This window comes from Paenibacillus lignilyticus, assembly GCF_017942085.1.
Classification (GTDB): Bacteria; Bacillota; Bacilli; order Paenibacillales; family Paenibacillaceae; genus Paenibacillus_Z; species Paenibacillus_Z lignilyticus.
The window spans coordinates 55,916-79,012 of the sequence record NZ_JAGKSP010000010.1; the positions used below are offsets into that span (position 1 = coordinate 55,916).

A 23,097-nucleotide genomic window follows, 5' to 3' on the forward strand; every position below is an offset into this window, starting at 1 on the left:
GGGTGTTCTAGAAACTAGGGGAATGGGGATCGATGTATGTTAAAAGAACAAATGAGATATTCTCGGCTTGCGAATTTAACGAAATTGATTAATACGAAGCTCGAGCTGCGTGAAGTGTTGGAGCATGTAACAACGGCGATTTCCGAGGAGATTGTACGCTGTAATTCGGTAGGCATCTACTTGCCTCAGGAGGACGGCACATTCCGGGGTTATGTCGGCAAGCCGAGCGTTATCAACGGCTGGACCATCGATATGCATGTCATCGATACCGAGATGGACCTGCTCGCCAAAGAAGTCATTGAAACGAAAAAAACGATCTATATCCCCGATACTTCCAAGGACACGCGTCCTGACCCGCGAGCGGTGCAAGGATTTCAAATTAAGTCGCTGCTGGTACTCCCCATTTCGTTCGAGCAAGAATTGTTTGGTCTTGTATTTTTATTCGACTATGGGATCCCGATGAACTTGACCCACTCCGAAATTCAAACGGTTGAAGCTTATGTGAATATGGCGGCTGTCGCGATTCAGAACGCCAAGAACTTAACGCATAAAGAAAATCTTATTTCCGAGAAGCAGCTCCTCCTTGATGTGACACGAGATTTGGCGATGTGCTCGACGATGCAGGAGAGCCTGGACAGCTGTTTCTTCTACTTAGGCAAGGTGCTCGATAATTACAATATCGGCGTCCATCTCTTGGATCCGATTACGGAGAGCCATATTCGACCGGCGAAGCTGAGCAAGAACAGCGACTGGACCGAAGAGGACTGGATCGAAGCCCACAGCAAAATCCGAATCGACGAGAGTAATGACCCGGTAATCCAAGAGGTCATCCGGACGAAGAAGGCGGTACTGATTCCGGATGTCTTCGCGGATGACCGGCCTAACCATGAAGTATGCCGTAATTTCGGCATGAAGGGGATGCTGGTGCTGCCGATCGTCTCGATGGGCGAGGTACTCGGCGTTATTCCGGTCGTCAATTTGGAGGAAGGCAGCTTTATCTTCTCGGAAGCGACGATTCAGCTCGGCCAGTCGATCGTCGATGCGACGGCTTCGACGTTATCGAACCTGCTCTACATGGAGAAGCAAGAAATCATCATCAAAGAGAGAACCTCCGAAGTGACGGTGAAGAACAAGGAGCTTGAACGCGTCGTTACGGAGCTGCGGCAGCTCAGCCGAGAGAAGGAGCTGATCCTCAACTCGGCCGGCGAGGGCATCTTCGGTTTGGATCTGGAGCGGAAGATTACATTCTGTAATCCGGCCGGCATTGCCATGTTAGGCTACGATTCGAGCCAAGAGCTGATCGGACAGGATTGCTGCATCATCGTGACCGGCCAGGATCCGCCGACCGGGATCGACGGCAATTGGAACCGGCATTATCAGGATGAGAAGTTTTGCAGAAAAGACAGCTCTGTCTTTCCGGTTGAATATGTGATCTCCTCCATTAGGGAAGGCGACGAAATTGTCGGGGAAGTGGTTACCTTCAAGGATATTACGCAGCGGAAACAGATGGAGGAAGAAATCAAATATCGTGCGTATTTCGACAGCTTGACCGATCTTCCTAACCGGCTTCTGCTGAAGGACAGGCTGAATCAAGGACTGACGCAGGCTCAAATCAACAATGAGAAGCTGGCTGTGCTGTATTTGGACCTGGATCGCTTCAAGTTTATTAACGATTCCATGGGACACAGCTACGGCGACCTCTTATTGCGCGATGTGGCGAAGCGGCTCAGCGATTGCGTGCCGAAGGGAGCGACAGTCTCGCGGCAGGGCGGCGACGAGTTTACCATTTTCTTGCCCAATATCAAGAACGAGAACGAAGTGCTGAAGGTTGTCCAGCTGGTGGTCGATTCCTTCACGGATCCGTTCCAGCTGCTCGACAATGAGATCTACATGAAGGCGAGCATCGGCATCAGTCTCTACCCGGATAATGGCGATACGAGCGAAACCTTAATCAAGAACGCAGATACGGCGATGTACAAATCGAAGGAGATTTCGGGCAACAGCTACCATTTCTTCAGCGAGGGCATGGACACCCGAACGTTCGAACGCGTGAAGCTGGAGAACGATCTCTATAAAGCGCTGGATCAGAATGAGCTTGAAATCTATTACCAGCCGCAAATTAACTATAAAACGAAGCGGATCGTCGGTGTGGAAGCGCTGCTGAGATGGAACCATCCGAAGAGAGGCCTTATTGCGCCTGACCAGTTCATTCCGATTGCGGAAGAGACGGCATTAATCGTGCCGATCGGCGAATGGGTGCTTAGAGAGGCGTGCAGGCAGTTAAAGGAATGGCAGAACCAGGGGTATCCGCTGTTCCGGATGTCGGTCAATTTGTCGGTTCGTCAGTTCGAACAGAACAATCTGTTCTCGATGGTCAATAACGTACTCAGGGAAGTAGGCTTGTCTCCCGAGCACTTGGAGCTGGAGCTTACCGAGAACTTGATTATCAAGAATCGGGAATTGACGTTGAAAACGATGAAGGAGCTCAAAGGCCTTGGCATCAAGATTGCCATCGACGACTTCGGAACGGGGTACTCGTCGCTCGGCTACTTGAAGAGCTTGCCGATCGATACGCTTAAGATCGACAAATCGTTCATGCAGGATATCACCAATGACGATGACAATGCGGCGATTACGAACATCATCATCACGCTGGCACAGAACTTGAACCTAAGCGTTATTGCCGAAGGCGTCGAAACCGAGCAGCATGCTCAATTTTTATTTGCTCGTGACTGTTACTTAATGCAAGGCTATTACTTCAGTCGCCCTATGAAGGCGCAAGATATTGCAGAACAATTTCTTCATATCTAAAGCAATAGGGGGCTGGAAGCATGAGAGCAGCAGGGGCGGTATTGGCTTTTTTAAGGGAAAATGGGGTGAAACATCTATTCGGAATTCCGGCAGGCTCCGTTAACGCGTTTTTCGATGAGTTAAATGACATGCCGGAAATCGAACCCATCGTGACGAAGCATGAAGGGGCAGCTTCGTATATGGCCGCGGCCTATGCCAAATATACCGGTCAGTTGAGCGTAGCCATCGGCTGCAGCGGACCGGGCGCAACGAATTTGGTGACGGGCGCGGCTAACGCGATGCGCGAGCATTTGCCCGTTCTGTTTATAACCGGGGCTGTTCCCGTCAACACGATGGGGCTGAATGCTTCGCAGGAGCTCGATGTCGCTCCGGTATTTCGTCCCGTGACCAAGTATAGCGTCTTGGTCACGGAAGCGAAGGATCTGCTTCGCGAAGTTGCCAGAGCCTGCCAAATCGCCATCTCCGGCGTGCCGGGCCCTGTACATATTGCGATTCCAATAGACGTTCAACACGCGGATATCGGCAATCCAATCCTTCCGCCCTTGCTCCCACGCAAACCGATGATTCCTCAGCTTACTACGATAGAGAGAGCGGCGAAAGCACTCTGGAAGAGGCAGAAAGGCTGCATCTTTGTCGGACAAGGCGTACGGGGCTCGGTAGATTCCTTGATTGAGCTGGCGGAGCTGCTGGCGTGGCCGATCGTTACAACGCCGCAGGCCAAAGGCTATATTCCGGAAAGCCATCCTTTGTATGTCGGGGTGTTTGGATTCGCAGGTCATGAAGCGGCATCGGCTTTAATTGCCGAGGATGAAGGTGGCGCATTGTTAATCGTGGGCTCCAGCTTAGGCGAGACCGCTACGAACAACTATAATGCCAATCTGACTAAAGGCCGCTACACGGTACAGTTGGATTTTGACGAGACAGTGTTCAATCGAAAATACAGCATTGATCTGCCGGTTCTCGGAGACATCCATTTGAGTTTGCTGATGTTGATCGAAGAGCTTAGAGCGCTTGGGGCTTCGAGCCAGAGGGGGAAAGTTGACGTAGCAAGCCTGCGGCATCGGCCGCTTCAAGATGCAGCCGAAGACTATAACACCCGAAACGTGCTGCTGAACATTCAAGAATGCCTCCCGCCGGATATGCGCTACACGGTTGATATCGGGGAGTTCATGTCCTATGTCATTCATTACATGAAGGTGCGGGATTGGGATTCGTACAATATCAATGTCCACTTTGGGGCGATGGGAACGGGGATAGCCTCGGCGATCGGCTCCAAATTGGCGGAACCGGATCGTCCGGTGGCATGCATTACGGGAGACGGCTGTTTCTTCATGCACGGCATGGAAATTCTGACAGCCAAAGAATTGGGCCTGCCGATCTTGTTTATCGTGATTAACAATGCCCGGCTGGGTATGGTGTATCACGGACATTCGCTGCAATTTAAGCGGACCCACCCTTCCTTCGAGCAAGAAGCCGTCAGTATCGCGGGAATGGCTGCCGCGATGGGGATACCAAGCTACCGCATTAACGGGATGGCTGATATCCGTTCTGAGCTTATTGAGCCGTTAACGGCATTAAAGGGGCCGGCGATTCTGGAGGTGGCCCTAAAGGACAACAGCACTCCCCCGATGGGGGATCGCGTTAAGTTTCTCTCGTCCTTCGGCAAGTAGCCGCGGCTGTCGTTAGAGGTGAGCGGAAACGGTTCGGATGGCTGACATCACGGCCTTCATCGTTTGGCCTTTGAAGGCATCCGGAACCGGTTCGCCGTGGGGACTTGTGTACGAGCAGGCTCCGGATTCCGCATCGCGGGTGAACCCCAGGTCGGTCAAGGCTTCCAGCAGCTCCTGCGGCAGTTGCGCGGTGCCGGTGTGCTCCGCGTAATAGGCAGTGGGATAAATGCTCACGCCTATGTCATCGGTTCCGGTGTGGACGACGAACAAGTCCCATTCATGCCGGAGCATCCATTGCCCTTTGGAATAGAGGGAAATTCGAGCCTGCTCCAGTGCAGATAAGGCATCCAGATTAATCGCAAACGTTTCATTGATCATTCTGCGGACTTCCGGGCCGGTCACGGAACCAGCGGCCTGCTGAAGAAAAGCATCCAGGACTTCTCGCGGCAAAGGCGATACCTGCAGGGTTTCGAGATCGAAGTTGAAAATGTCCTGGATGATTGCGATGAGTTCAGAGCTGTTGATTCCCTCCTTATAAGCATCAAGAAGCTTGTCCATTTGTGCGGTTTTGGTCATCTGATAGCCGAACCTCCGTTACCGTTGGAATAGTTCCTTCTAACTATTTATTCGGCAATTCATGGACAGAAATAAAGGTCGCCTCAAAGCGACTAATTACGAGAAAAGCTAAGCCGATGATTCGGCTTAGCTTTTTTTGTTGTTGACGGCTTAAGGGAAAGATGGTAAATTAATTTTACGCAATTAAATTGTATGCAATTAAATTATGAAGGAGAGATTAGACATGGAAACATTATATACGGCAATCGCAACAGTAGAGGGTGGACGCAATGGCAGAATCACATCGTCCGACGGTGTGCTTAATCTGGATCTGCGCATGCCTAAGTCGCTTGGCGGTAACGGTGAAGAAGGTACCAATCCGGAGCAGCTGTTCGCAGCGGGCTACTCCGCATGCTTTGACAGTGCATTGAACTTGGTGGCGCGTTCGCAGAAGGTGCAGCATGCCGGCACGGACGTTACTGCTCACGTCGGAATCGGCAAAGATGCGGAAGGCGGATTCGAGTTGGCTGTTCAGCTTCACGTCAACATCGATGGCGTAGATCAGCATACGGCGGAAGAGCTGGTCAAAGCGGCCAAAGGCGTATGTCCGTACTCCAAAGCAACGCGCGGAAATATCGAAACGAAGCTTGTTGTAAATGGACAGCATGTAGGCTAACCACTTGTGCCATTCCCAAAAAAATGCTATAAAAAAGAGAGTGTTTAGCACTCCGAAAGCCAGAGTGCTAATGACATGACTGCGACATTTTTTGGGAGGGTATCGACTAATGATCAAGCAAGAGTTTAAGGCAGAGTCCAAGCGACTGCTCGAAATGATGATTAATTCCATCTACACGCAGCGAGAAATCTTCTTGCGGGAGCTGATCTCCAATGCGAGCGATGCCATCGATAAGATCTATTACAAGGCATTAACCGATGATAACCTGGTATTTAACCAGGCTGATTATTACGTGAAAGTGACTGCCGATAAAGAAGCACGTACATTGACGATCACCGATACCGGTATCGGGATGACGCAAGAAGAGCTGGAGAACAATCTTGGCGTCATCGCGAAGAGCGGCTCGCTCGCGTTCAAGAAAGACAATGAAAGCAAGGACGGCCACAACATTATCGGCCAGTTCGGCGTTGGCTTCTATGCGGCGTTCATGGTTGCGGACCGCGTGACGGTAACAAGCCGTGCACTCGGCAGCGACGAAGCGTTCAAGTGGGAATCCGAAGGCGCGGACGGCTACACGATCGTGCCAAGCGAGAAGGCGACCGTCGGCACGGAGATCGTGCTGCACATCAAGCCTAATACGGAAGATGACAACTATGACGAGTTCCTGGAGGAATACCGTCTGCGCTCGGTCATCAAGAAGTACTCGGACTTCATTCGTTATCCGATTAAGATGGATGTGAAAGGTCAGCGTCCGAAAGCGGGCAGCGAGGGCGAAGAAGAGGCTGAGCTGGAATCGTATGTGGAAGAGCAAACCGTGAACAGCATGGTGCCGATCTGGCGCAAGAATAAGAGCGAGCTCACTGCAGCGGATTACGAGCAGTTCTACAATGAGAAACGTTACGGCTTCGATAAGCCGCTGAAGCATATTCATATTAGCGCGGATGGTGCGGTCGTATACCAAGCGATTCTGTACATTCCGGAGAACACGCCGTTCGATTATTACACGAAGGAATACGAGAAAGGGCTTGAGCTCTATTCCAACGGCGTTCTGATCATGAACAAATGCGCGGACCTGCTGCCGGACTACTTCAGCTTCGTCAAAGGGATGGTGGATTCCGAGGACCTGTCGCTGAACATCTCCCGCGAGATGCTGCAGCATGACCGTCAGCTGACGCTCATCGCGAAGAACATCAAGAACAAGATCAAGAGCCAGCTGCAAAGCCTGCAGAAGGAAGAGCGCGACAAGTACGAAACGTTCTACAAAGCATTCGGGCGCCAGCTGAAATTCGGCGTTTACAGCGACTACGGCATGAACAAGGACACGCTGCAGGATCTGCTGCTGTTCTACTCCTCCAAGGAGAAGAAGCTGGTTTCGCTGGACGAGTACGTATCGAGAATGCCTGAAGACCAGAAGTTCATCTACTACGCTGCGGGTGATTCCATCGAGCGTATCGAGAAGCTTCCGGCGATCGAGCTTGTTTCGGACAAAGGCTATGAAATTCTCTACTTCACCGACGATATCGATGAGTTCGCGATCAAGACGATCATGAGCTACAAAGAGAAGCAGTTCAAGTCCGTCTCGAGCGGCGATCTTGGCATCGAGTCGGATGCGGATAAGGATGGCCAGGACGCGGAAGAGAGCGGCAGCAAAGAGCTGTTCGAGCAAATGCAAACGATCCTTAGCGGCAAAGTAATCAAGGTTAAAGCGTCAAAGCGCTTGAAGAGCCACCCGGTGTGCCTCTCCAGCGAAGGCGAAGTCTCCATTGAGATGGAAAAAATCTTGAAGGCGATGCCGAACAACCAAGACGTGCAAGCGGAGAAGGTGCTTGAGATCAACGTCAATCATCCGGTATTCCAGTCGCTGAAGGAAGCGGCTGACAAGGATGCGGAGAAGCTGAACCTGTATACGCAGCTGCTTTACAACCAAGCGCTGCTGATTGAAGGTTTGCCGATCCAAGATCCGGTTGCTTTTACAAATGCGATTTGCAAAGTCATGGTATAGAAAATGAAGAGAGACCTCATTGCGAGGTCTCTTTTTTCATGTTAGTTAGTTCGACGCTTGTTCGATTCTCACCGCGTTGGCGGGTGCATCCCATGTAACATGGGCTCCGAGCGTCTCCGATAAGAAACGAAGCGGGACGAACACGCTGTCGTTCACGAAGACGGGTTTCTCGGATGCCGGCACGATGCTGCCGTTAAGCGTTGTTTTCAAAGCGATCTTCCCCCCGGTCATTTAACCGTGAAATATCGCCGTTATTCCTGCACCAGTCAGCTGAAGCTTAGCTACTGCAGCGTATTTGAGGCACCGTAAGGGAACTGACTCGAGTAGCCGTTGAACTGTTGATAGGCTTCGTCAAGCTTCGTTTGCTCTTCGGCTTCCAGCTTGTAATGGCCCTTGCGGAACATTAGCTCGAAGATCTCATGCTGGCATTGATGCGTCTCCGTCAGCACCGTCATAATATCTTGATGGAGCGCGACATGACTGGCTTCATTGGCAGCGATGCTGAAGCTGTCGCCTAAATATTTCTCCGTTGCCAAGATGTCGTTGATGCGGTCGCGGTCCGTTAACTCCGGGCCTTTGACCTGCGGCTCGTAGGACGGTTTCGGATTTTGGATCGTATTTTGATTATTCGGGCTCACGATCGGAGTGCCTCCTTTCTAATGTTGGGGAACGTTCTTCATTCCCTCTGCGTTGTTGGTCTGCAGGTGCTTAAGCAGCAGGTTATAGTGGCGTTCGTGCATCTTGCCCGCTTTATCAATCGCTTGGCCGATTTCGGGATCCGAACATTCTCGGGCAAAATGACTGCATTTCTTCATGGCCAGTAGAAGCCAGGACAATTGGTCTTTCAAATAAGACGCATCTTTGGTCGTGATGACTTTGGGCGGCGCCGGCATGATACCGGCCTGCTGCTGGGTGGATTGCGTTTGCTGCAAGTGAAATGACCTCCTTTACGTATTCCCGTTTAGCTTGCGCAATTCCGTCAAAATAACTCCGAATCGCGGCGATTCACTTTTATTGCCATGGTAACATGTAACGGTTTTAAGCTTCTCTTAAGATTCGGCTTCTATAGTGTTGGGATGTGATGCGAAACGTGGAGCTGCGGCGCGGAAGCCGTGACTTAACATACAGACCACAACAAAAGGGGTGCCTTACAAATGGATAACAACTTAGAAACGAATACGCCGAAGAGGCAAACGTCCTATCGAGTGAAACGAACAAAGAAACGTTGGCAGCGGACGGTCAAACAGCTTTCGGTCTTTCTGTTAGTGGCCGTACTGGGTGGCAGCGGATGGTTCTACCTGACGCCTTCCGGCTCGGACGTGCGCTATATGCTGGCGGATACGCTCATTACGAGCCAGCATCGTTATTTGGCGAAATATTTGATCGGACAAGCTGAGCTCGATAACCGCGTCGCGGCTTATAACGAGCAGTTTGATGCGATGGCGCAGGTCAAAGACAATCATAATGTCAATTTGGCCTCACACCCGGAAGGGACCGTGAAAATTGAGCCGATTTCGCGCAAAGGCTTTAAAGGATATTTGATGTATGTGCATGATCCGAAAATGATCCGTGTCGTCACGACCAGCATTGTCGGTTCAGGTGAGCGCGTGGAGAGCATGGTGAAGCGGACGGGCGCCATTGCCGGCGTGAACGGCGGTGCGTTTGATGATCCGAACTGGAACGGGAATGGGTTTAAGCCGGCCGGTATCGTCATGTCCGGAGGAAAAGTGCTGTATAAAGGCAACGGGATGAACGCGAAAGTAAATGTCGTCGGTATCGACCGCAACGGTCTCATGGTGGCGGGCCGTTATTCGCCTAATCAGCTGTTGTCCATGGGCGTATCGGATGCGGTAACGTTCCAGCCGAAATTTATCGTGAACGGCAAAGGCCTTATTAAGAGCGAGGCAGACGGCTGGGGAATCGCGCCGCGTACTTGTATGGCGCAGTTGAAGGATGGCACGATCGTATTCGTCGTGATCGACGGCCGTCAGCCGGGCTATTCGGTCGGCGCAACGTTGTATGATGTGCAGAAAATTTTGCTTGAGAAGGGTGCCGTAACGGCTGCGAATTTGGATGGCGGTTCATCCACGGTTATGGTGAAGGATGACGAGGTTGTCAATAAACCATCAAGTAAATATGGCGCGCGCTATTTGCCAACGGCTTTCCTCGTGTTCGATCATCCTGAGGATGTTAAGGTGCCGAATATTTGGGCAGGCATCGATATGAATAATTTCGACTCTTCGAAGAAACGTACGCAGCAGCAGGTCTCATAAGCAGCTTTCCGAAGAAGCCCCGTGTCCGCTTTAGAGTGGACACGGGGCTTTTTAATACGGGATGGAAGGGGCTGTTTGGAGGATAAATCCCAGTTTGCGCGCACATAGTATAAGGTGTTGAATGGATGAACAGGAGGAACGAATGTGGTTGTAGTATGGCGCTGCTGTGCGGTTCTACTGTGCATTTGCATGTTATGCGGGTTTCAGCTGCCGAAGAAAGACCGTTATTTTTATGAAAGCCGGGGGGACATTATATGGGAGGTGCCGCTCAATGAGAAGAAGATTGCGCTGACCTTCGATGACGGTCCTTATCCGGAAATGACGAATGACATTCTGGATCTGCTCAAGCTGTACAATGCCAAAGCGACTTTCTTCGTACTGGGTTACCGTGTCAAAGAATTTCCGGAGCTCATTAAGCGGGAAATCGCTGAAGGGCATGAAGTTGCGAATCATACATATAGCCATGCTTTTCTGACGAAGGGTACCGCGCTCGCGACGATTCAGAAAGAGATTATGCAAACCGAGGATTCGCTGGTTGCGTTAACCGGGAAGAAACCGCATTTGTTCCGCCCGCCAGGCGGCTTCTACAGTGATCAGACCATCCAAGTCGCACGCAAGCTCGGCTACACGACGGTGCTCTGGTCTTGGCACCAGGATACCGCCGATTGGCGCAGTCCGGGCGTGAATTATATTGTGCGCAAGGTGTTGAAGAATGCGCGGAACGGCGACATTGTTCTGCTCCATGACTATATCCCGGGCTCCATCCACACGGTGAAGGCGCTGCGCATTATTTTGCCGGAGCTTGCTCGGCGAGGGTTTACGTTTGTTACGGTGTCGGAGCTGATTGAAGAGAAGACAAATGCGTATCCGTGACATGTAGGTGGACACAGGAGTGGCTATAATGGAGTGCCCATAACACATTGAGGTGGGTGATCGGTTTTGGAAACCAAGACGGCAAGGGAAACGCGGTGCTTCAAAGTATCTCGGGTGTTCCCTACGGACGTGAACAATCATGATACGCTGTTTGGCGGGAAGCTGATGTCTTATATTGACGATATCGCTTCGATCTCCGTCTCGAAACTGTGCCGAGCTGCGGCGGTGACCGCCTCGACGGATTCCGTCGATTTCTTGCAGCCGATTCGCCCGACGGACTCCGTATCGCTGGAATCGTTTATCACGTGGACGGGTACGAGCTCGATGGAGGTCTTCGTGAAGGTCATCCGCGAAGACCTTCGCAGCGGCGATCGCAAAATCGCTGCGACCGCCTTCCTCACCTTCGTAGCGCTCGACGAAAACAACCGTCCAACGGGCGTTCCGCAGATCGTGCCGGAGACGGAAGAGGAGAAGAAGCTGCACGAAACCGCCGAGCGTCGCGCCGAAATGCGCAAGCACCGCAGAGAAGAAAGCAAAAAGTTCGCAGATTACTTGCTGACAAAATATCCGTGGGAGTAGCGCAGAGGGAGGGCACTCCGGGACTTGGGTGGGTTTGGGAGGGCTTTAAACTAAAGTAGCTCTCTGAGTGATCTACATATTAGATAATCGGTCAATATCCGAGAATGTAGCTCCCTAGGTGATCTACATTCTCGGATAGTACCTTTTTTCAACTAATGTAGATCCCTAGGTACCCTTCTTTCGCAAATTCCGCCTAACTCCGACGCATGCAGCCCCCTGGTTACCCTTCTTTCACCCATTCCGCCCTACTCCGACGCAAGTAGTTCCCTAGTTACCCTTTATTCACCCCTTTCACCCAACTCCCGCACAAGTAGCTCCCTAGGCACTCTTCTTACTCGACATACGTCGGAACGCTGCGGCTTCGAGTAATCAGCAGCATCAGAATTGCCGCTCATACACCAAATTCGTTGCGGAAATTAGTGAAACGTTTCGCAATTCCGCCTCATAATTCCATTTTGGCTGCTGATTTTCCTTGTGAAATCAGCCCTCGAACAAGCAATCTTAATTTTGGTCACTATCATATAAGAAATGATCCGTATAATTTGTGAAAGCGCTTCATGTATAGTGGGGATATAGAAATGAAGGAGGCAAACGGATGACGGAGACACACGCGATCTTCGCAGGAAAGCTCGTTCATAAGCGAAGCGTTGAAGAAGCTTCCGGTCTTTTGAAACGTTTCTACTTAGTGGAGAAACAAGTGATGCGAACACTGGGCGGCGCACTGATCAAAGTGGCCAACTGGGAGTTAAATAAAGATTTGCCTTATCATTTCTGGCAGGATTCGCTGCGTGCGGACGCACTGCGTACCCGCATTATGGAGCTCCGTTACCCGCGCAGGGACGTTGAAGCGAACCATGATCCGAAGCTCGTCCAATTCCTGTCGATGCTCATCCGCGCTCAAGATGATGCGGAGCTGCTCGCCGGCATCTACGATGTGGTGAAGCAGGAGCTGATGGAGCAGTACCGGCTCTACGTGGAGCAGGCAGATCCTGTAAACGATGCACCGACACTGGAGTTTATGGCACGCTTTCCCGAGCAGATTCAGCAGCAAATCGATTACGTGCATGACGTAAGAGATAACATCATGCCGCAGAGCGATGCATCGGAATGGCGGAATGTTATTCGTTCTTATCTGACAGGAATCGGTGGCATTGTTGGAAACGCTGTCACGCCGGAACAGGATGCGGCGGCAGCCGAAGCCGAGCAGTGGATCCTCCGCGAAAGAGCGGAATACGTCATGCCGCGCAAGGCGGCACGGGATCCGCGCTTTATTCCGGCACCAAGCTCGGTACCGCCTAAGAGAGCGGAATCGCCGATTGAAATTCAAGTGCTGACGGCGATCTACCACATCACGGAAATCTGGGCAGCGGAAGCGCCGGGCTTGGCGATCTGGAAGTGGGATGACATGCCGTGGGAGTTCTATTTTGACCTTGCTCGCTGGGCTTACGATGAGACAAGACACGTCAAGATGGGCGAACAGCGACTGAAGGATTGGGGCTTTGAAATCGGCATCGACGTGCCGGTCTACGAAGAAACCTACGCATCGCAAGCACAGAATGGCGGCGATGAGCTTGACCTGATGGCACTGCTGCATCGTTTTGAAATCGACGGTCCGGCCAATCGCGAGAAAGCGAAGCAGCAATTCGAGAGCTTCGGCGATCTCCAAACTTCAACTCATATCGATTACGACTGGGCAGATGAAGCCATCCACCTGAAATACGGTCACAAATGGCTGCTGTACAAATTCGATAACGACTACGAGAAGATGCAGGAAGTGATGGAGGTCACACTGGCCCGTTACTATCAATACGTGGAGGATGTCCACAAAGTATGGGATTACGAACCGTTCCAATCCCGTATCGCAACGAAAATGATTGAGATCGAGAGGGAGTACAATGAGCAGCAATCGCGTAACCATTCAAGCAACGGGTGAAGCGTTTGAAGTAGGGAATCGTGAATTCATCTTGGATGCCGCGATTCGCCAACAAGCGAAAATCCCTTATTCCTGCCGAAACGGTACATGCCGCACATGCATCAGTACCGTAATCGAAGGGCATGTGAAGCAGCATGATATCGAGGATTGTTTGATCTCGCCAAGCGAGCTTGCCGCGAATCAACGATTGGTTTGTCTGTCTACCGCAACAGGTGAGGTTGTCATCGAGCCGCTACGCAAATTGCCTAGGAGGTGAGGGCCGGTTTCGAACGTTTATGAGTCGGAGCTTATCAGCAATTGGCAATAGGGGAGTTTGGAATTAGCGAGTTTGCACCATTACATCAAGCAAACAGGGGGATTTTTAGAATGAAAAAGAACTACTGGGTTAAGCTGGCATCACTTTCACTGTGTCTTTCGTTATCGCTATCGCTGGCAGCATGCGGCAACAACAATAATGAAGGTTCGTCAGATTCAAATGAAGCCGCTGACATCTCCAAGTTGTTGGATCCGAACTCGGAGCCGAAAGATCCGGGCAAATATTCACCGGCAATCGAAGTCACAACGGTTCATACGAACAACGGCATTCTGCAAAACATGCCGAAAGACATTACGATTGAAAACAACATCTACACAAAGACTTGGGAAGAGAAGCTTGGCATCAAGCTGAAATATAACTGGACTTCGCCCGGCGAGCAAGCCGAAGAAAAGATGAACCTGATGATCGCAAGCGGCGACTTGCCCGACTTCTTCTACGTAACGCCGTCCCAATTCGAGAAGCTTGCTTCGACAGGCCAATTGGAAGATATCACGAAAGTCGTTCAAGACTATGCTTCCAAATACACGAAACAGTATTTGACAGGCGACTACTTGGGATTGCTTGAAGGCGTAACGAAGAACGGCAAAATCTACGGTTTGCCGAACGGTATGACTTACCATGATCAAGGCAACATGCTTTGGATCCGTGAAGACAACTTGAAGAAAGCCGGTCTTGAGGCGCCTAAGACTGTAGCTGATCTGGACAAAATTTTGGAAGCGTTCAAGAAGAACGACTACGACGGCACAGGCGGCGAGAAATACCCGATTCCGCTGGCAGACGCAAGCATGGATTCAACAAACTGGGGCATCGGCGGCGCATTCTTCAACATGTTCCATTCGTATCCGGACATTTGGGTGAAGAACAGCAAAGGCGAGCTCGAGCACGGGATGTTCGGTTCAGAAACACGCGAAAATACGCGCGCCGCGCTTCTGAAGCTGCAAGAGTACTACAAAAAAGGCTATATCCACCCCGACTTCGCATCGCTTGACAGCGCGAAATACAACGAGCAAATCGTTAACGCGCAATCTTTCGTCGCTTTCGGCGGACTGTGGGATGCTTGGTGGCCGCTTAACCTGGAACTTGAGAAGAACCCGAATGCGAAATGGGAGCCGGTGGGCATTCCATCCGCAGACGACAAACCGGGTAAATCTTCGGTTACGGCAGCAACTGTACTTGGTGTCAACGTAGCGAAGAAAGGTGTTAAACACCCTGAGGCGCTTGTAACGATGGCGAACCTGTTCCATGATTTGAACAACAATCCGGAAACGATGCAGTTCGGTAAATACAACACAGATCCAAAAACGAACGCAGGTATTTTCCAACTGTACTCGATGCCAATCTACAACCCATCGTTCAACTATCAAGCATTCCTTGACATTAGCGATGCGTTCAAAACAGGCTCGACCGATAAGCTGTCCGAAGCATACAAACTGTTCTACGATCAATCCAAATCGTATGCGGATAAGAATGATGCTGCCGGATTCCCGTCCTACCTGTCCTACACGGATAAAGGTTCCCTTGCTGTCGTAGATCAGTACATCAAGGAAAAAAGATTCGCAATGAACGAGTACACAGCTATGCCGACGCAAGAAATGCTCGATAATGCGCCAATCATCAAAAAAACATGGGATGTTATGTTCCTGAACGTAGTGAAGGGTGCAGACATCAGCGAGTATGACGAGTTCTTGAAGCAATACGATTCCATGTATGCTTCCGTTGTAAATCCGGTTGTGAACAAATGGTTTGAAGCGAAGAACAAAGAAAGCGTTCAAGAGTGGTTTGAGAAGAAATAAGGAATCGGAGTAGGCATGCAGAGTCCGGATGGCAAGTACATCCGTACTCTGCATCTATTCTTAGCCTTAAATTTAGTCATCGTAAGGGGCGAGCTTATGAACGCTTTCAAAATTCCGAAGAAGCAGCTGGCGCTGTATCTCATGCTGATTCTCCCAGTCATAGTCGTATTTATTTATTCCTATCTCCCGATGTTCGGGGTGATCATGGCCTTCCAGAAATACGAGCCAACGCAAGGCTTCTTCGGCTCCAAGTGGGTCGGGTTGGATCATTTCAAACGTCTTCTGCTTATACCTGACGTGAAGCAAGTCGTTGCCAATACGCTCTTTATCGCAACGATGAAAATTATCGTTGAAACGTTTGCGGCCATTGCGGTTGCCATTCTTCTAAATGAAATCGTATCTAAAGTGTTCAAACGCACCGTGCAAACCATTGTTTATTTTCCGTACTTCCTGTCGTGGGTTATCCTCGGCGGTATTTTCCGGGATATGCTCTCTCGCGATGGCTTAATCAATATGATGCTTGGCAAAATGGGCTTCGACCCGATTATTTTCCTGGAAAAAGCGTCATGGTTCCCCTATATACTTGTAGCTACTGAGACATGGCAAATAACCGGCTTCGGTACGATTGTATATCTAGCAGCGATTACGACAATCGATCCGACGCTTTACGAAGCGTCTGTTATGGACGGCGCCAGCCGCTGGAGACAAACGCTGAATATTACACTACCCGGCATGAAATCGACGATTGTTCTTATGGGTACTCTAAGCCTTGGCTACATCCTCAATGCCGGTTTTGAACAGGTACTTATGCTTTACTCTTCGGCTGTCTACTCGACAGGCGATGTTATCGATACATGGGTCTATCGGATGGGGATTCAGCAGGCTCAATATTCGTTAGGTGCTGCGATCGGCTTGTTCCGTTCCGTTGTCAGCCTAATCCTCATTGTTGCATCGTACTATCTGGCCCGCAAAATATCGGATCATCGCATTTTCTAAAGTCTGGAGGGGAATCTAAATGGTAGATCGTTCGTTAGGCAGACGTATATTTTTGAACTTGAACGGCTTGCTGTTCATTCTGTTTTCACTTGCCTGTATCATTCCAATGCTTCACGTACTTGCGATTTCATTCAGCAAGAGCAGCGCGGTAACGGCCGGCGAGGTTACGTTTTGGCCGGTACAGTTCTCGCTGAAGTCGTATGAATATATTTTGAGCAACTCCGAATTCTGGACGGCGATGTTCGTCTCCGTCAAACGCGTGTTCCTTGGCGTGGCGATCAGCATGTTCCTTACGGTGCTGGCGGCTTATCCGCTTTCCAAGAGCCAAGCGAACTTTAAGCATCAGTCGTTCTTTGCCTGGTATTTCGTCGTGACGATGCTGTTCTCGGGCGGTCTTATTCCGACCTTTATGATCGTAAAGAACACCCATCTGTACGGCACGATCTGGTCGCTCGTTATTCCGGGTGCGATCTCGGTATTCAACGTGCTGCTCCTCTCCAACTTCTTCCGCAATATTCCGAAGGATATTGAAGAGTCGGCGTACATGGATGGCGCCGGACATTTCCGCATTCTCGGCACGCTGTATCTCGCGCTATCGATGCCGATTATTGCAACGTTGATCGTATTCTCGGCGGTTGGACACTGGAATGCTTGGTTTGACGGATTGATTTATTTGAAAAGCCAGAAGGACTATCCGCTGCAGTCTTACTTGCAGACGATTCTCGTGGAATCGAACAGCAGGCTGCTTACGAAAGCCCAAGCGCAGCTCATGAACAAAGTATCGAACCGTACGATCCAGGCGTCGCAAGTGTTTATCGCTTCGCTGCCGATTCTGATCGTCTATCCGTTCATGCAGAAATATTTCGTATCCGGCATGATGGTCGGTGCGGTAAAAGAATAGGTTTAGCAGCGAAAGAAGCCGACCCCCCGCGGGGTCGGCTTCTTTTTGATCGCTCGGCATTAATGGTTATCCCTCTTCGTCGGGAGCTGGGCATCGCCGAATTGGCGGGGCGTCATGTTCGTATGCTTCTTAAATACTTTGAAGAAATGCCGCTGGCTCTCGAAGCCGGTCTGCATCGCGACCTCGCTAAGCGGCAGGGAAGGGCGCGAGATAAGCAGCTCCTTGGCTTTGATGACTCTAAGCTGCTGAATATAGGCGAGCACATTCATGCCGGTTTCTTTCTTGAACAGATGGCTCACATAGTTCGGGTGCAGGCCGACATGCTCGGCAACGGAGGTGAGGGAGAGATCCCTCACGTAATTCGCCTCAATAAAGTCGAGAATTTGCCTGCTGGCTTCCGGCTTCTCCACATAATCATGGTCGGCGCCTTCTGTGAAGGCCTCTTGCTCTTGCTCTTCGGCTTCATGTTTCTCTTGTTCGGAGAGTGCGGCTTGACCGAGCCGGGTAAGCAATTCTTCGAGCTGGTCATCATCGATAGGCTTAAGCAGGTAGTCGATGACCTGCAGCCGCAGCGCATCCCGCGCATAAGAGAAATCGTCGTAGCCGGACAAGATGATGAATCGGCTGCACAGTCCTTCGCTCTTAGCGGTTTGGATGAGCTCCAGCCCGTTTATCTCCGGCATGTTGATATCGGTCATGACCAGATCAGCCCCATGCTGCCGCAGCGTCTCCAGCGCTTCCGCGGCGCTCGAGGCGCCCGCGATGTCCGTGAAGGGGGTATGGAATTGTTTGATTTTGCGCAGCAATCCCCGCAGGATCGGCGCTTCATCTTCAACGATGAGGAGCTTCAACGGCATTTCCCTCCTTCGGCATGGATAATGTAATCGTAGTGCCTACCCCAAGCTCGCTTGCGATCGTAAGCCCGTAGGCGGGTCCGAAATGGCTGATCATCCGCTCGTGAACATTCATCACGCCAATGCCGCCCTGCTCCTGCTCAGGCTCCGGCATACTCACGATGCCATCAAGCTTCTGACGAAGCATCTCAAGCCGCTCCGGCGAGATACCGGCCCCGTCATCTTGAATGCATACCAAGGCTAGTGGGCCTTCGCTATATAAGCGGATGCGGAGCGTCCCTGTGCCGCGCTTCTTGGATATGCCGTGCACGATGGCGTTCTCCACCAGCGGTTGAATGATAAATCGCGGACAGGCGATGCGAAGCAGGCTCTCATCTTCCACTTCGATTTCGTATTGAAGCCGCTCTTCCATCCGTACCTTATAAATTTGCAGATAGCTGCGAATGTGCGAGAGCTCGTCCCGCAGCACGACGTACTGGCTCTTGGACAAGCTGTAGCGGATCGACTGCCCGAGCGCATAGATCATTTTGGCTACGTCGGGGCTGTCGCTTTCCTCGGCCGCCATTCGGATGGCCTCAAGACCGTTGTAGATAAAATGAGGGTTAATCTGCGCTTGCAGCGCCAGATAGGCTGCTTCTTTCTGTCGCAGCTGCGAAATATCCACCTTGCTCGTCAGCTCGTCGTTGCGATCAATCATTTTATTGTAGGAAGAGACGAGGAAGGCGATCTCGTCGCTGTCCTGCTCTTCTTTATATTTGGCCAGCAGGTTGCCCCGCATATGCTTGCCGAGCTTCACGATACGCTGTACGACAGTGGAGACGGTAAAGAAATAGGCGCAAGAGAGGATGAGCAGCAAGGCGCTAATCATCAGTAAGTAGAACTGTACGGAATTTTGCGTTTTCTGGAAAAGCTCGCTTGTCGGCGTCACGGTCAGGATCGTGGAAGACAGGCGCGGCACATAGAAGCTGTTCATCATCAGCAGCCCCAGCTCCGAATCCATGTACTGCAGGGATTTGGACTTCTGCACGGCCGAGTAGATCCGTATCTTGTCGGGACTGGCGAGCGGCAGCTTGGCCGACAATGCCACGATTTCGGTATGGGTGATGCCTTTTCTCGGATTGCTGTCTTCGGCCATGTAGTAGTGCAGCGGCGTGCCTTTGACGTCCGAGGAGTGGAACATGCTGGAGAGGAACGTGTATTTCAGCCTGATTTCCATAAGTCCGATCGCCCGGGAGAAGTCCTCGTTATACAGCTTCTTGTAATAGATCATTTGCACCGCGGAAGGTGTAGACATTTCCTGCAGCCAATAGCCTTCCCCGACCTTCAATCCGGTGGCTCGGGACGGGATGCTGCCATCGCTGTCCACGATGCTTGTCCCCATGTTGCGCACTTTAGGGTCTGACTTATAGATCCGGATTTGATCGATGTAGAATGAATTGCTTTTATAGAAGGAAAAAAGAGGCACGAGCTCTTTCAGATAGACGTTGACCTGATCGGACTCCGTTTTGTACTTGCCGGATAGCAGGCCGCTCAGCACCTTATTCGTTTGGAAAATATCATGGATCATCTCGATCTGATTCATGTTCATCGTGAGAGATGAACCGAACTGCTGGATGAAGTATTCGCGGTTATTGGCAAAATCCTTCAGCGCATTATTGTGAATCTGTTTATAGTACAGCAGCCCGATACAAATGGTGGGCAGCAGAATGATGACGACATAGCCGATAATCATTTTCTTAACGATGCCGATTCGAAGTTTACGCAGCTTCAGTCTGTTCACCTTCTTCTGATGTAAGCGTGATCTTTCAATTATAATTCACTTGCCGTGTAATATACTACATGGCGTAGGCATTTAATATCATTCAATATTCATGCTATGATGGAAGCAGCACTGCAAGCATCCGGGAGAGGGGGCCATTGCAAGTTGAACAAGCTAATGAAAGCCGTTTCTTTCGTTATGGCAGCATCCTTAGTATTAGCCGGCTGCGGGGGCGGTAACGCCGACAAAGCGGGGAATGTCGGCGGCAATGAGGCGAATCCCGAGACGGTCGATTATTTCAAGCTTCCGGAACCGGTGGAAATGAGCGTTATTAAATCGGTTGGACCCGGGCTGAAGTTAAAGTCCGGCGAGACGATCGAAGATAATGAATATACGAATTACGTGTTTAACAAAACGAATATTAAGACCAAGGTGCTGTGGGATGCGTCCTCAACCGATTTCGATCAGAAAATGCAGCTGGCGATCGCGAACAACGAAATTCCGGACGCGATGATCGTGGATGAGAAGACCTTCCGCGCCATGGCCGCAGCAGATCAGCTTGAGGATCTAACAGCGGTTTACAAGCGATACGCTTCGCCTCAAATGAAGGATTTCTATAAGTCGACGGATGACAAGGCGCTGGAGAAAGCGACCTATGACGGCAAGCTGATGGCAATTCCGAGCGTGGCGATTCAAGCGGACGCGCCGTCCATTCTGTGGCTTCGCCAGGACTGGCTGGATAAAGTGAATCTCAAGGCGCCGAGGACGATCGATGAGCTGAAGCAGGTACTGCATGCATTCATCGAGAAGGACCCGGACGGCAATGGACAAGCGGACACGATCGGACTAACGGGGAATAGTTTTCAGCTTGCCACGGACGGCGGCGGCATCCACGATTTCAAAGGGATCTTTAACGCTTTTCATTCTTATCCGATGATCTGGATCAAGGATGAGAACGGCGAAGTGGTATACGGCTCCACGACGTTTGGCACGAAGCAGGCGCTAAGCGCTATTCACGAAATGTATGCGGAAGGCTTGATTGATAAGGAGTTTGCGCTGCGCAAAAATCCGGACGACCTTGTCTTGAGCGGCAAAGCCGGCGCTTTCTTCGGCCCATGGTGGGTGCCTTGGGCACTGATCGATTCGCTGAAGCATAATCCCAAGGCGGATTGGAAGCCGTTCATGATTGAGGATGCGAAAGGCCAATATAATATTGCGAGCGTGCCGGTCAGCAACTTCTTCCTCGTCGTTCGGAAAGGCTACGCGCATCCGGAAGCGGCGGTTGTCTATTCGAACATGCGCGTGCAGGCGGAGCGTACGCCGGATAAGCAGGCGATGAAGCTGGACCCGGGCCATGGCCTGTGGCCGCTGCTGATGACAGTCGACTATGCCGATGCGGCAACGCGCAAGCACGATCTGCTGCTCGATGCGTTGGCCGGCAAAGTGAAGAAGGAAGAGATGGACGGGGAAATGCAGCTGGTCTACGAGCAAGAGCTGCGCGACCGTAAGAACCCAAGAAAGAATCCGGATGATTGGGCTGCGCCTGCAGCATATTTGCTGGGAGCGGGCATACTGAAACTACCGATGAACGTGACCGACCCGGTGTATTCGGCGATGACGAAGACGATGGAATCGCGCTGGGCGAATCTGCAGAAGATGGAGACCGAAACCTTCTACAAGATTGTGCTTGGCGATGAGCCGTTAAACGCGTTTGACCAGTTCGTAAAGGATTGGAAGGAGCAAGGCGGCGACAAAATCGTCGAGGAAGTGAAAGAGGAACTGAAGAAGTAAGCAGCTTGTTCCTCTTCAGATCGGCCATGGTCGATGACAACCGGTGGTATTTCGGATAAACGATTGATAGAGCAACCGTTTTCGGGTTATAATAACGTATTCCGTGCCCGCGCACGAAGCTTGGGACTGGTTATCATTATTCGTATAGGAGTGAACATTAATGGCAACGAGAATTTACCTGATTGGCGCAGGCTTCATAGCCCGCACGCACGCAGAAGCGGCTTATAAATTTTATGGTGAAACACCGACGGACATCGAACTGAAGGTAGCGGATCCGAATCCGAAAGCACTGGCTAGCTTTGTTGAACAATTCCCGCATGCGGTTACGTTCAGCGACATGAAGGATATGCTGGCAGAAGAAGCACAAGAGCATGATGTCGTTGTTGTATGTACGCCGCCATTCACGCATTTCGAGCTTTCCAGCTACGCGCTGAAATCGGGCCGCCATGTCCTATGCGAGAAGCCGCTTGTAATGAACGCTTCCGAAGCCGATGAGCTGTCGAAGCTGGCGAAGGATCTGGGCAAGCTGTTCGGCGACTGCAGCGACCGCTTCATCGGCCTTCCTAAGACCGAGCAAGTCAAAGCGATTGTCGCTTCCGGCCAACTGGGCGAAATCTACAAAGTAAGCTTCATTCATCGCGATCAACGCGGAAGAGCAGGCATCGAGTACCAACCGGAGAGCCGCTGGTTCTTGAACAGCAAGCTTTGCGGCGGCGGCATTCTGACGGATTGGGGTCCGTACGACTTCACTGTGCTTGCGGATATTCTTAAGCCATCGGCTGTAGATGTGCTTGGCGGCTGGATCAGCAAGCCGGTAACAGGCGCGGATCCGCAGGATGTCGTTTACGACGTGGAGCATAACTCCGGCGCGTTGATGCGTTATCATGCACAAGGCCAAGACCGTCCTGTGCTTGTGCAGTATGAGCGTTCTTCCTGTACGCATGGCGAGGCTTATTCCCTGGTTGAGATCGAGGGTACGCTTGGCGCAGTGAAATTCTCGCCGTACTTCGGCGGCGACGCAGTCGTACACCGTTTCGATGAGCAAGGCTCCGTTGCAGAGAAAGAAACGCAAGTTCCTAATGATAATGCATACGGCTTCATGGATGCGCCGCTCTACTTCTTCGTAGAACGCGTGCTGGGCCGCGACTCGGCAGCTCTTCTGAATGAAGATGCGGTATTTAACTTCAAATGTATCCAAGCGGTATATGAGAGCGCGGCTTCCGGTAACATTCAATCCGTTAAACGCGGCTAGGTTGTGAAGGTATAGACGGTTTTCTCTAAAAAGCGATCATTTACGGCTAGATTGCCAGTAAGT

At 51.2% G+C, this 23,097-nt stretch carries 20 protein-coding genes; 14 read left to right on the forward strand and 6 right to left on the reverse strand.

Annotated elements, in window-relative coordinates; genetic code table 11:
* The first annotated feature begins 36 nt into the window (after positions 1-36).
* Both I8J30_RS21710 and I8J30_RS21715 read left to right on the forward strand, forming a co-directional pair.
* Positions 37-2,811 (forward strand): bifunctional diguanylate cyclase/phosphodiesterase, encoded by a 2,775-nt coding sequence (locus tag I8J30_RS21710; RefSeq protein WP_210661663.1) that lies wholly within the window; start codon positions 37-39, stop codon positions 2,809-2,811.
* Between the two features lie 20 nt (positions 2,812-2,831).
* The gene (locus tag I8J30_RS21715) at positions 2,832-4,481 is read left to right on the forward strand and encodes a thiamine pyrophosphate-binding protein (RefSeq protein WP_210661665.1); all 1,650 of its coding nucleotides are present in this window, start codon (positions 2,832-2,834) and stop codon (positions 4,479-4,481) included.
* Between the two features lie 12 nt (positions 4,482-4,493).
* Here the strand turns inward: I8J30_RS21715 and I8J30_RS21720 are convergent, their stop codons facing one another.
* Positions 4,494-5,057 carry a hypothetical protein gene (locus I8J30_RS21720; RefSeq protein ID WP_210661666.1) on the reverse strand — a complete coding sequence of 188 codons (564 nt, stop codon included), beginning with the start codon at positions 5,055-5,057 and terminating at the stop codon, positions 4,494-4,496.
* Positions 5,058-5,280: 223 nt separating this feature from the next.
* Here I8J30_RS21720 and I8J30_RS21725 point away from each other — a divergent pair, with 223 nt between their 5' ends.
* Both I8J30_RS21725 and htpG read left to right on the forward strand, forming a co-directional pair.
* Positions 5,281-5,712 carry an organic hydroperoxide resistance protein gene (locus I8J30_RS21725; protein ID WP_091224565.1) on the forward strand — a complete coding sequence of 144 codons (432 nt, stop codon included), beginning with the start codon at positions 5,281-5,283 and terminating at the stop codon, positions 5,710-5,712.
* A 109-nt stretch (positions 5,713-5,821) separates the two neighbouring features.
* Positions 5,822-7,714 carry a molecular chaperone HtpG gene (htpG, locus tag I8J30_RS21730; RefSeq protein WP_210661668.1) on the forward strand — a complete coding sequence of 631 codons (1,893 nt, stop codon included), beginning with the start codon at positions 5,822-5,824 and terminating at the stop codon, positions 7,712-7,714.
* 45 nt (positions 7,715-7,759) lie between these two features.
* Here htpG and I8J30_RS21735 read toward each other — a convergent pair whose 3' ends face one another.
* The 3 genes from I8J30_RS21735 to I8J30_RS21745 all read right to left on the reverse strand — a co-directional run bounded on the left by I8J30_RS21735 (position 7,760) and on the right by I8J30_RS21745 (position 8,646).
* Positions 7,760-7,924, reverse strand: coding sequence for a copper amine oxidase N-terminal domain-containing protein (locus I8J30_RS21735; protein WP_210661670.1), 165 nt, complete (start codon positions 7,922-7,924; stop codon positions 7,760-7,762).
* A gap of 71 nt (positions 7,925-7,995) precedes the next feature.
* Positions 7,996-8,355, reverse strand: a complete 360-nt coding sequence (locus I8J30_RS21740) for a spore coat protein (RefSeq protein WP_420831251.1) — start codon at positions 8,353-8,355, stop codon at positions 7,996-7,998.
* Between the two features lie 15 nt (positions 8,356-8,370).
* A complete protein-coding gene (locus tag I8J30_RS21745; protein ID WP_420831249.1) occupies positions 8,371-8,646 on the reverse strand; it encodes a hypothetical protein in 276 nt (91 codons plus the stop codon).
* Positions 8,647-8,868: 222 nt separating this feature from the next.
* On the opposite strand from I8J30_RS21745, the gene I8J30_RS21750 reads away from it, so the two are divergent.
* The 8 genes from I8J30_RS21750 (at position 8,869) to I8J30_RS21785 (ending at position 17,378) form a co-directional block, all read left to right on the forward strand.
* Positions 8,869-9,987, forward strand: coding sequence for a phosphodiester glycosidase family protein (locus I8J30_RS21750; protein ID WP_210661673.1), 1,119 nt, complete (start codon positions 8,869-8,871; stop codon positions 9,985-9,987).
* 189 nt (positions 9,988-10,176) lie between these two features.
* The gene (locus I8J30_RS21755) at positions 10,177-10,860 is read left to right on the forward strand and encodes a polysaccharide deacetylase family protein (protein WP_210661888.1); all 684 of its coding nucleotides are present in this window, start codon (positions 10,177-10,179) and stop codon (positions 10,858-10,860) included.
* A gap of 66 nt (positions 10,861-10,926) precedes the next feature.
* Positions 10,927-11,439 (forward strand): acyl-CoA thioesterase, encoded by a 513-nt coding sequence (locus tag I8J30_RS21760; RefSeq protein WP_210661675.1) that lies wholly within the window; start codon positions 10,927-10,929, stop codon positions 11,437-11,439.
* 595 nt (positions 11,440-12,034) lie between these two features.
* Positions 12,035-13,372: a DUF455 family protein gene (locus tag I8J30_RS21765; protein WP_210661677.1), complete on the forward strand. Its 1,338-nt coding sequence runs from the start codon at positions 12,035-12,037 to the stop codon at positions 13,370-13,372.
* Positions 13,335-13,628, forward strand: a complete 294-nt coding sequence (locus I8J30_RS21770) for a 2Fe-2S iron-sulfur cluster-binding protein (protein WP_210661678.1) — start codon at positions 13,335-13,337, stop codon at positions 13,626-13,628. Before I8J30_RS21765 ends, I8J30_RS21770 begins: the two co-directional genes overlap by 38 nt.
* A gap of 110 nt (positions 13,629-13,738) precedes the next feature.
* Complete coding sequence (locus I8J30_RS21775) at positions 13,739-15,481, forward strand: type 2 periplasmic-binding domain-containing protein (protein WP_210661680.1); 1,743 nt, start codon at positions 13,739-13,741, stop codon at positions 15,479-15,481.
* Between the two features lie 96 nt (positions 15,482-15,577).
* Positions 15,578-16,477 (forward strand): ABC transporter permease, encoded by a 900-nt coding sequence (locus tag I8J30_RS21780; protein ID WP_210661682.1) that lies wholly within the window; start codon positions 15,578-15,580, stop codon positions 16,475-16,477.
* 19 nt (positions 16,478-16,496) lie between these two features.
* A complete protein-coding gene (locus I8J30_RS21785; protein ID WP_210661684.1) occupies positions 16,497-17,378 on the forward strand; it encodes a carbohydrate ABC transporter permease in 882 nt (293 codons plus the stop codon).
* Positions 17,379-17,437: 59 nt separating this feature from the next.
* Here the strand turns inward: I8J30_RS21785 and I8J30_RS21790 are convergent, their stop codons facing one another.
* Entirely contained in the window at positions 17,438-18,229 is a 792-nt protein-coding gene (locus I8J30_RS21790) for a response regulator transcription factor (RefSeq protein ID WP_240548272.1), read from the reverse strand.
* Positions 18,210-20,012, reverse strand: a complete 1,803-nt coding sequence (locus I8J30_RS21795) for a sensor histidine kinase (RefSeq protein ID WP_210661687.1) — start codon at positions 20,010-20,012, stop codon at positions 18,210-18,212. The genes I8J30_RS21790 and I8J30_RS21795 overlap by 20 nt, the downstream gene beginning before the upstream one ends.
* A gap of 144 nt (positions 20,013-20,156) precedes the next feature.
* Between I8J30_RS21795 and I8J30_RS21800 the strand changes: the two genes are divergently transcribed.
* Both I8J30_RS21800 and I8J30_RS21805 read left to right on the forward strand, forming a co-directional pair.
* Positions 20,157-21,782 carry a type 2 periplasmic-binding domain-containing protein gene (locus I8J30_RS21800; protein WP_210661689.1) on the forward strand — a complete coding sequence of 542 codons (1,626 nt, stop codon included), beginning with the start codon at positions 20,157-20,159 and terminating at the stop codon, positions 21,780-21,782.
* A 160-nt stretch (positions 21,783-21,942) separates the two neighbouring features.
* Positions 21,943-23,034, forward strand: coding sequence for a Gfo/Idh/MocA family protein (locus I8J30_RS21805; RefSeq protein ID WP_091224551.1), 1,092 nt, complete (start codon positions 21,943-21,945; stop codon positions 23,032-23,034).
* The last annotated feature ends 63 nt before the right edge of the window (positions 23,035-23,097 follow it).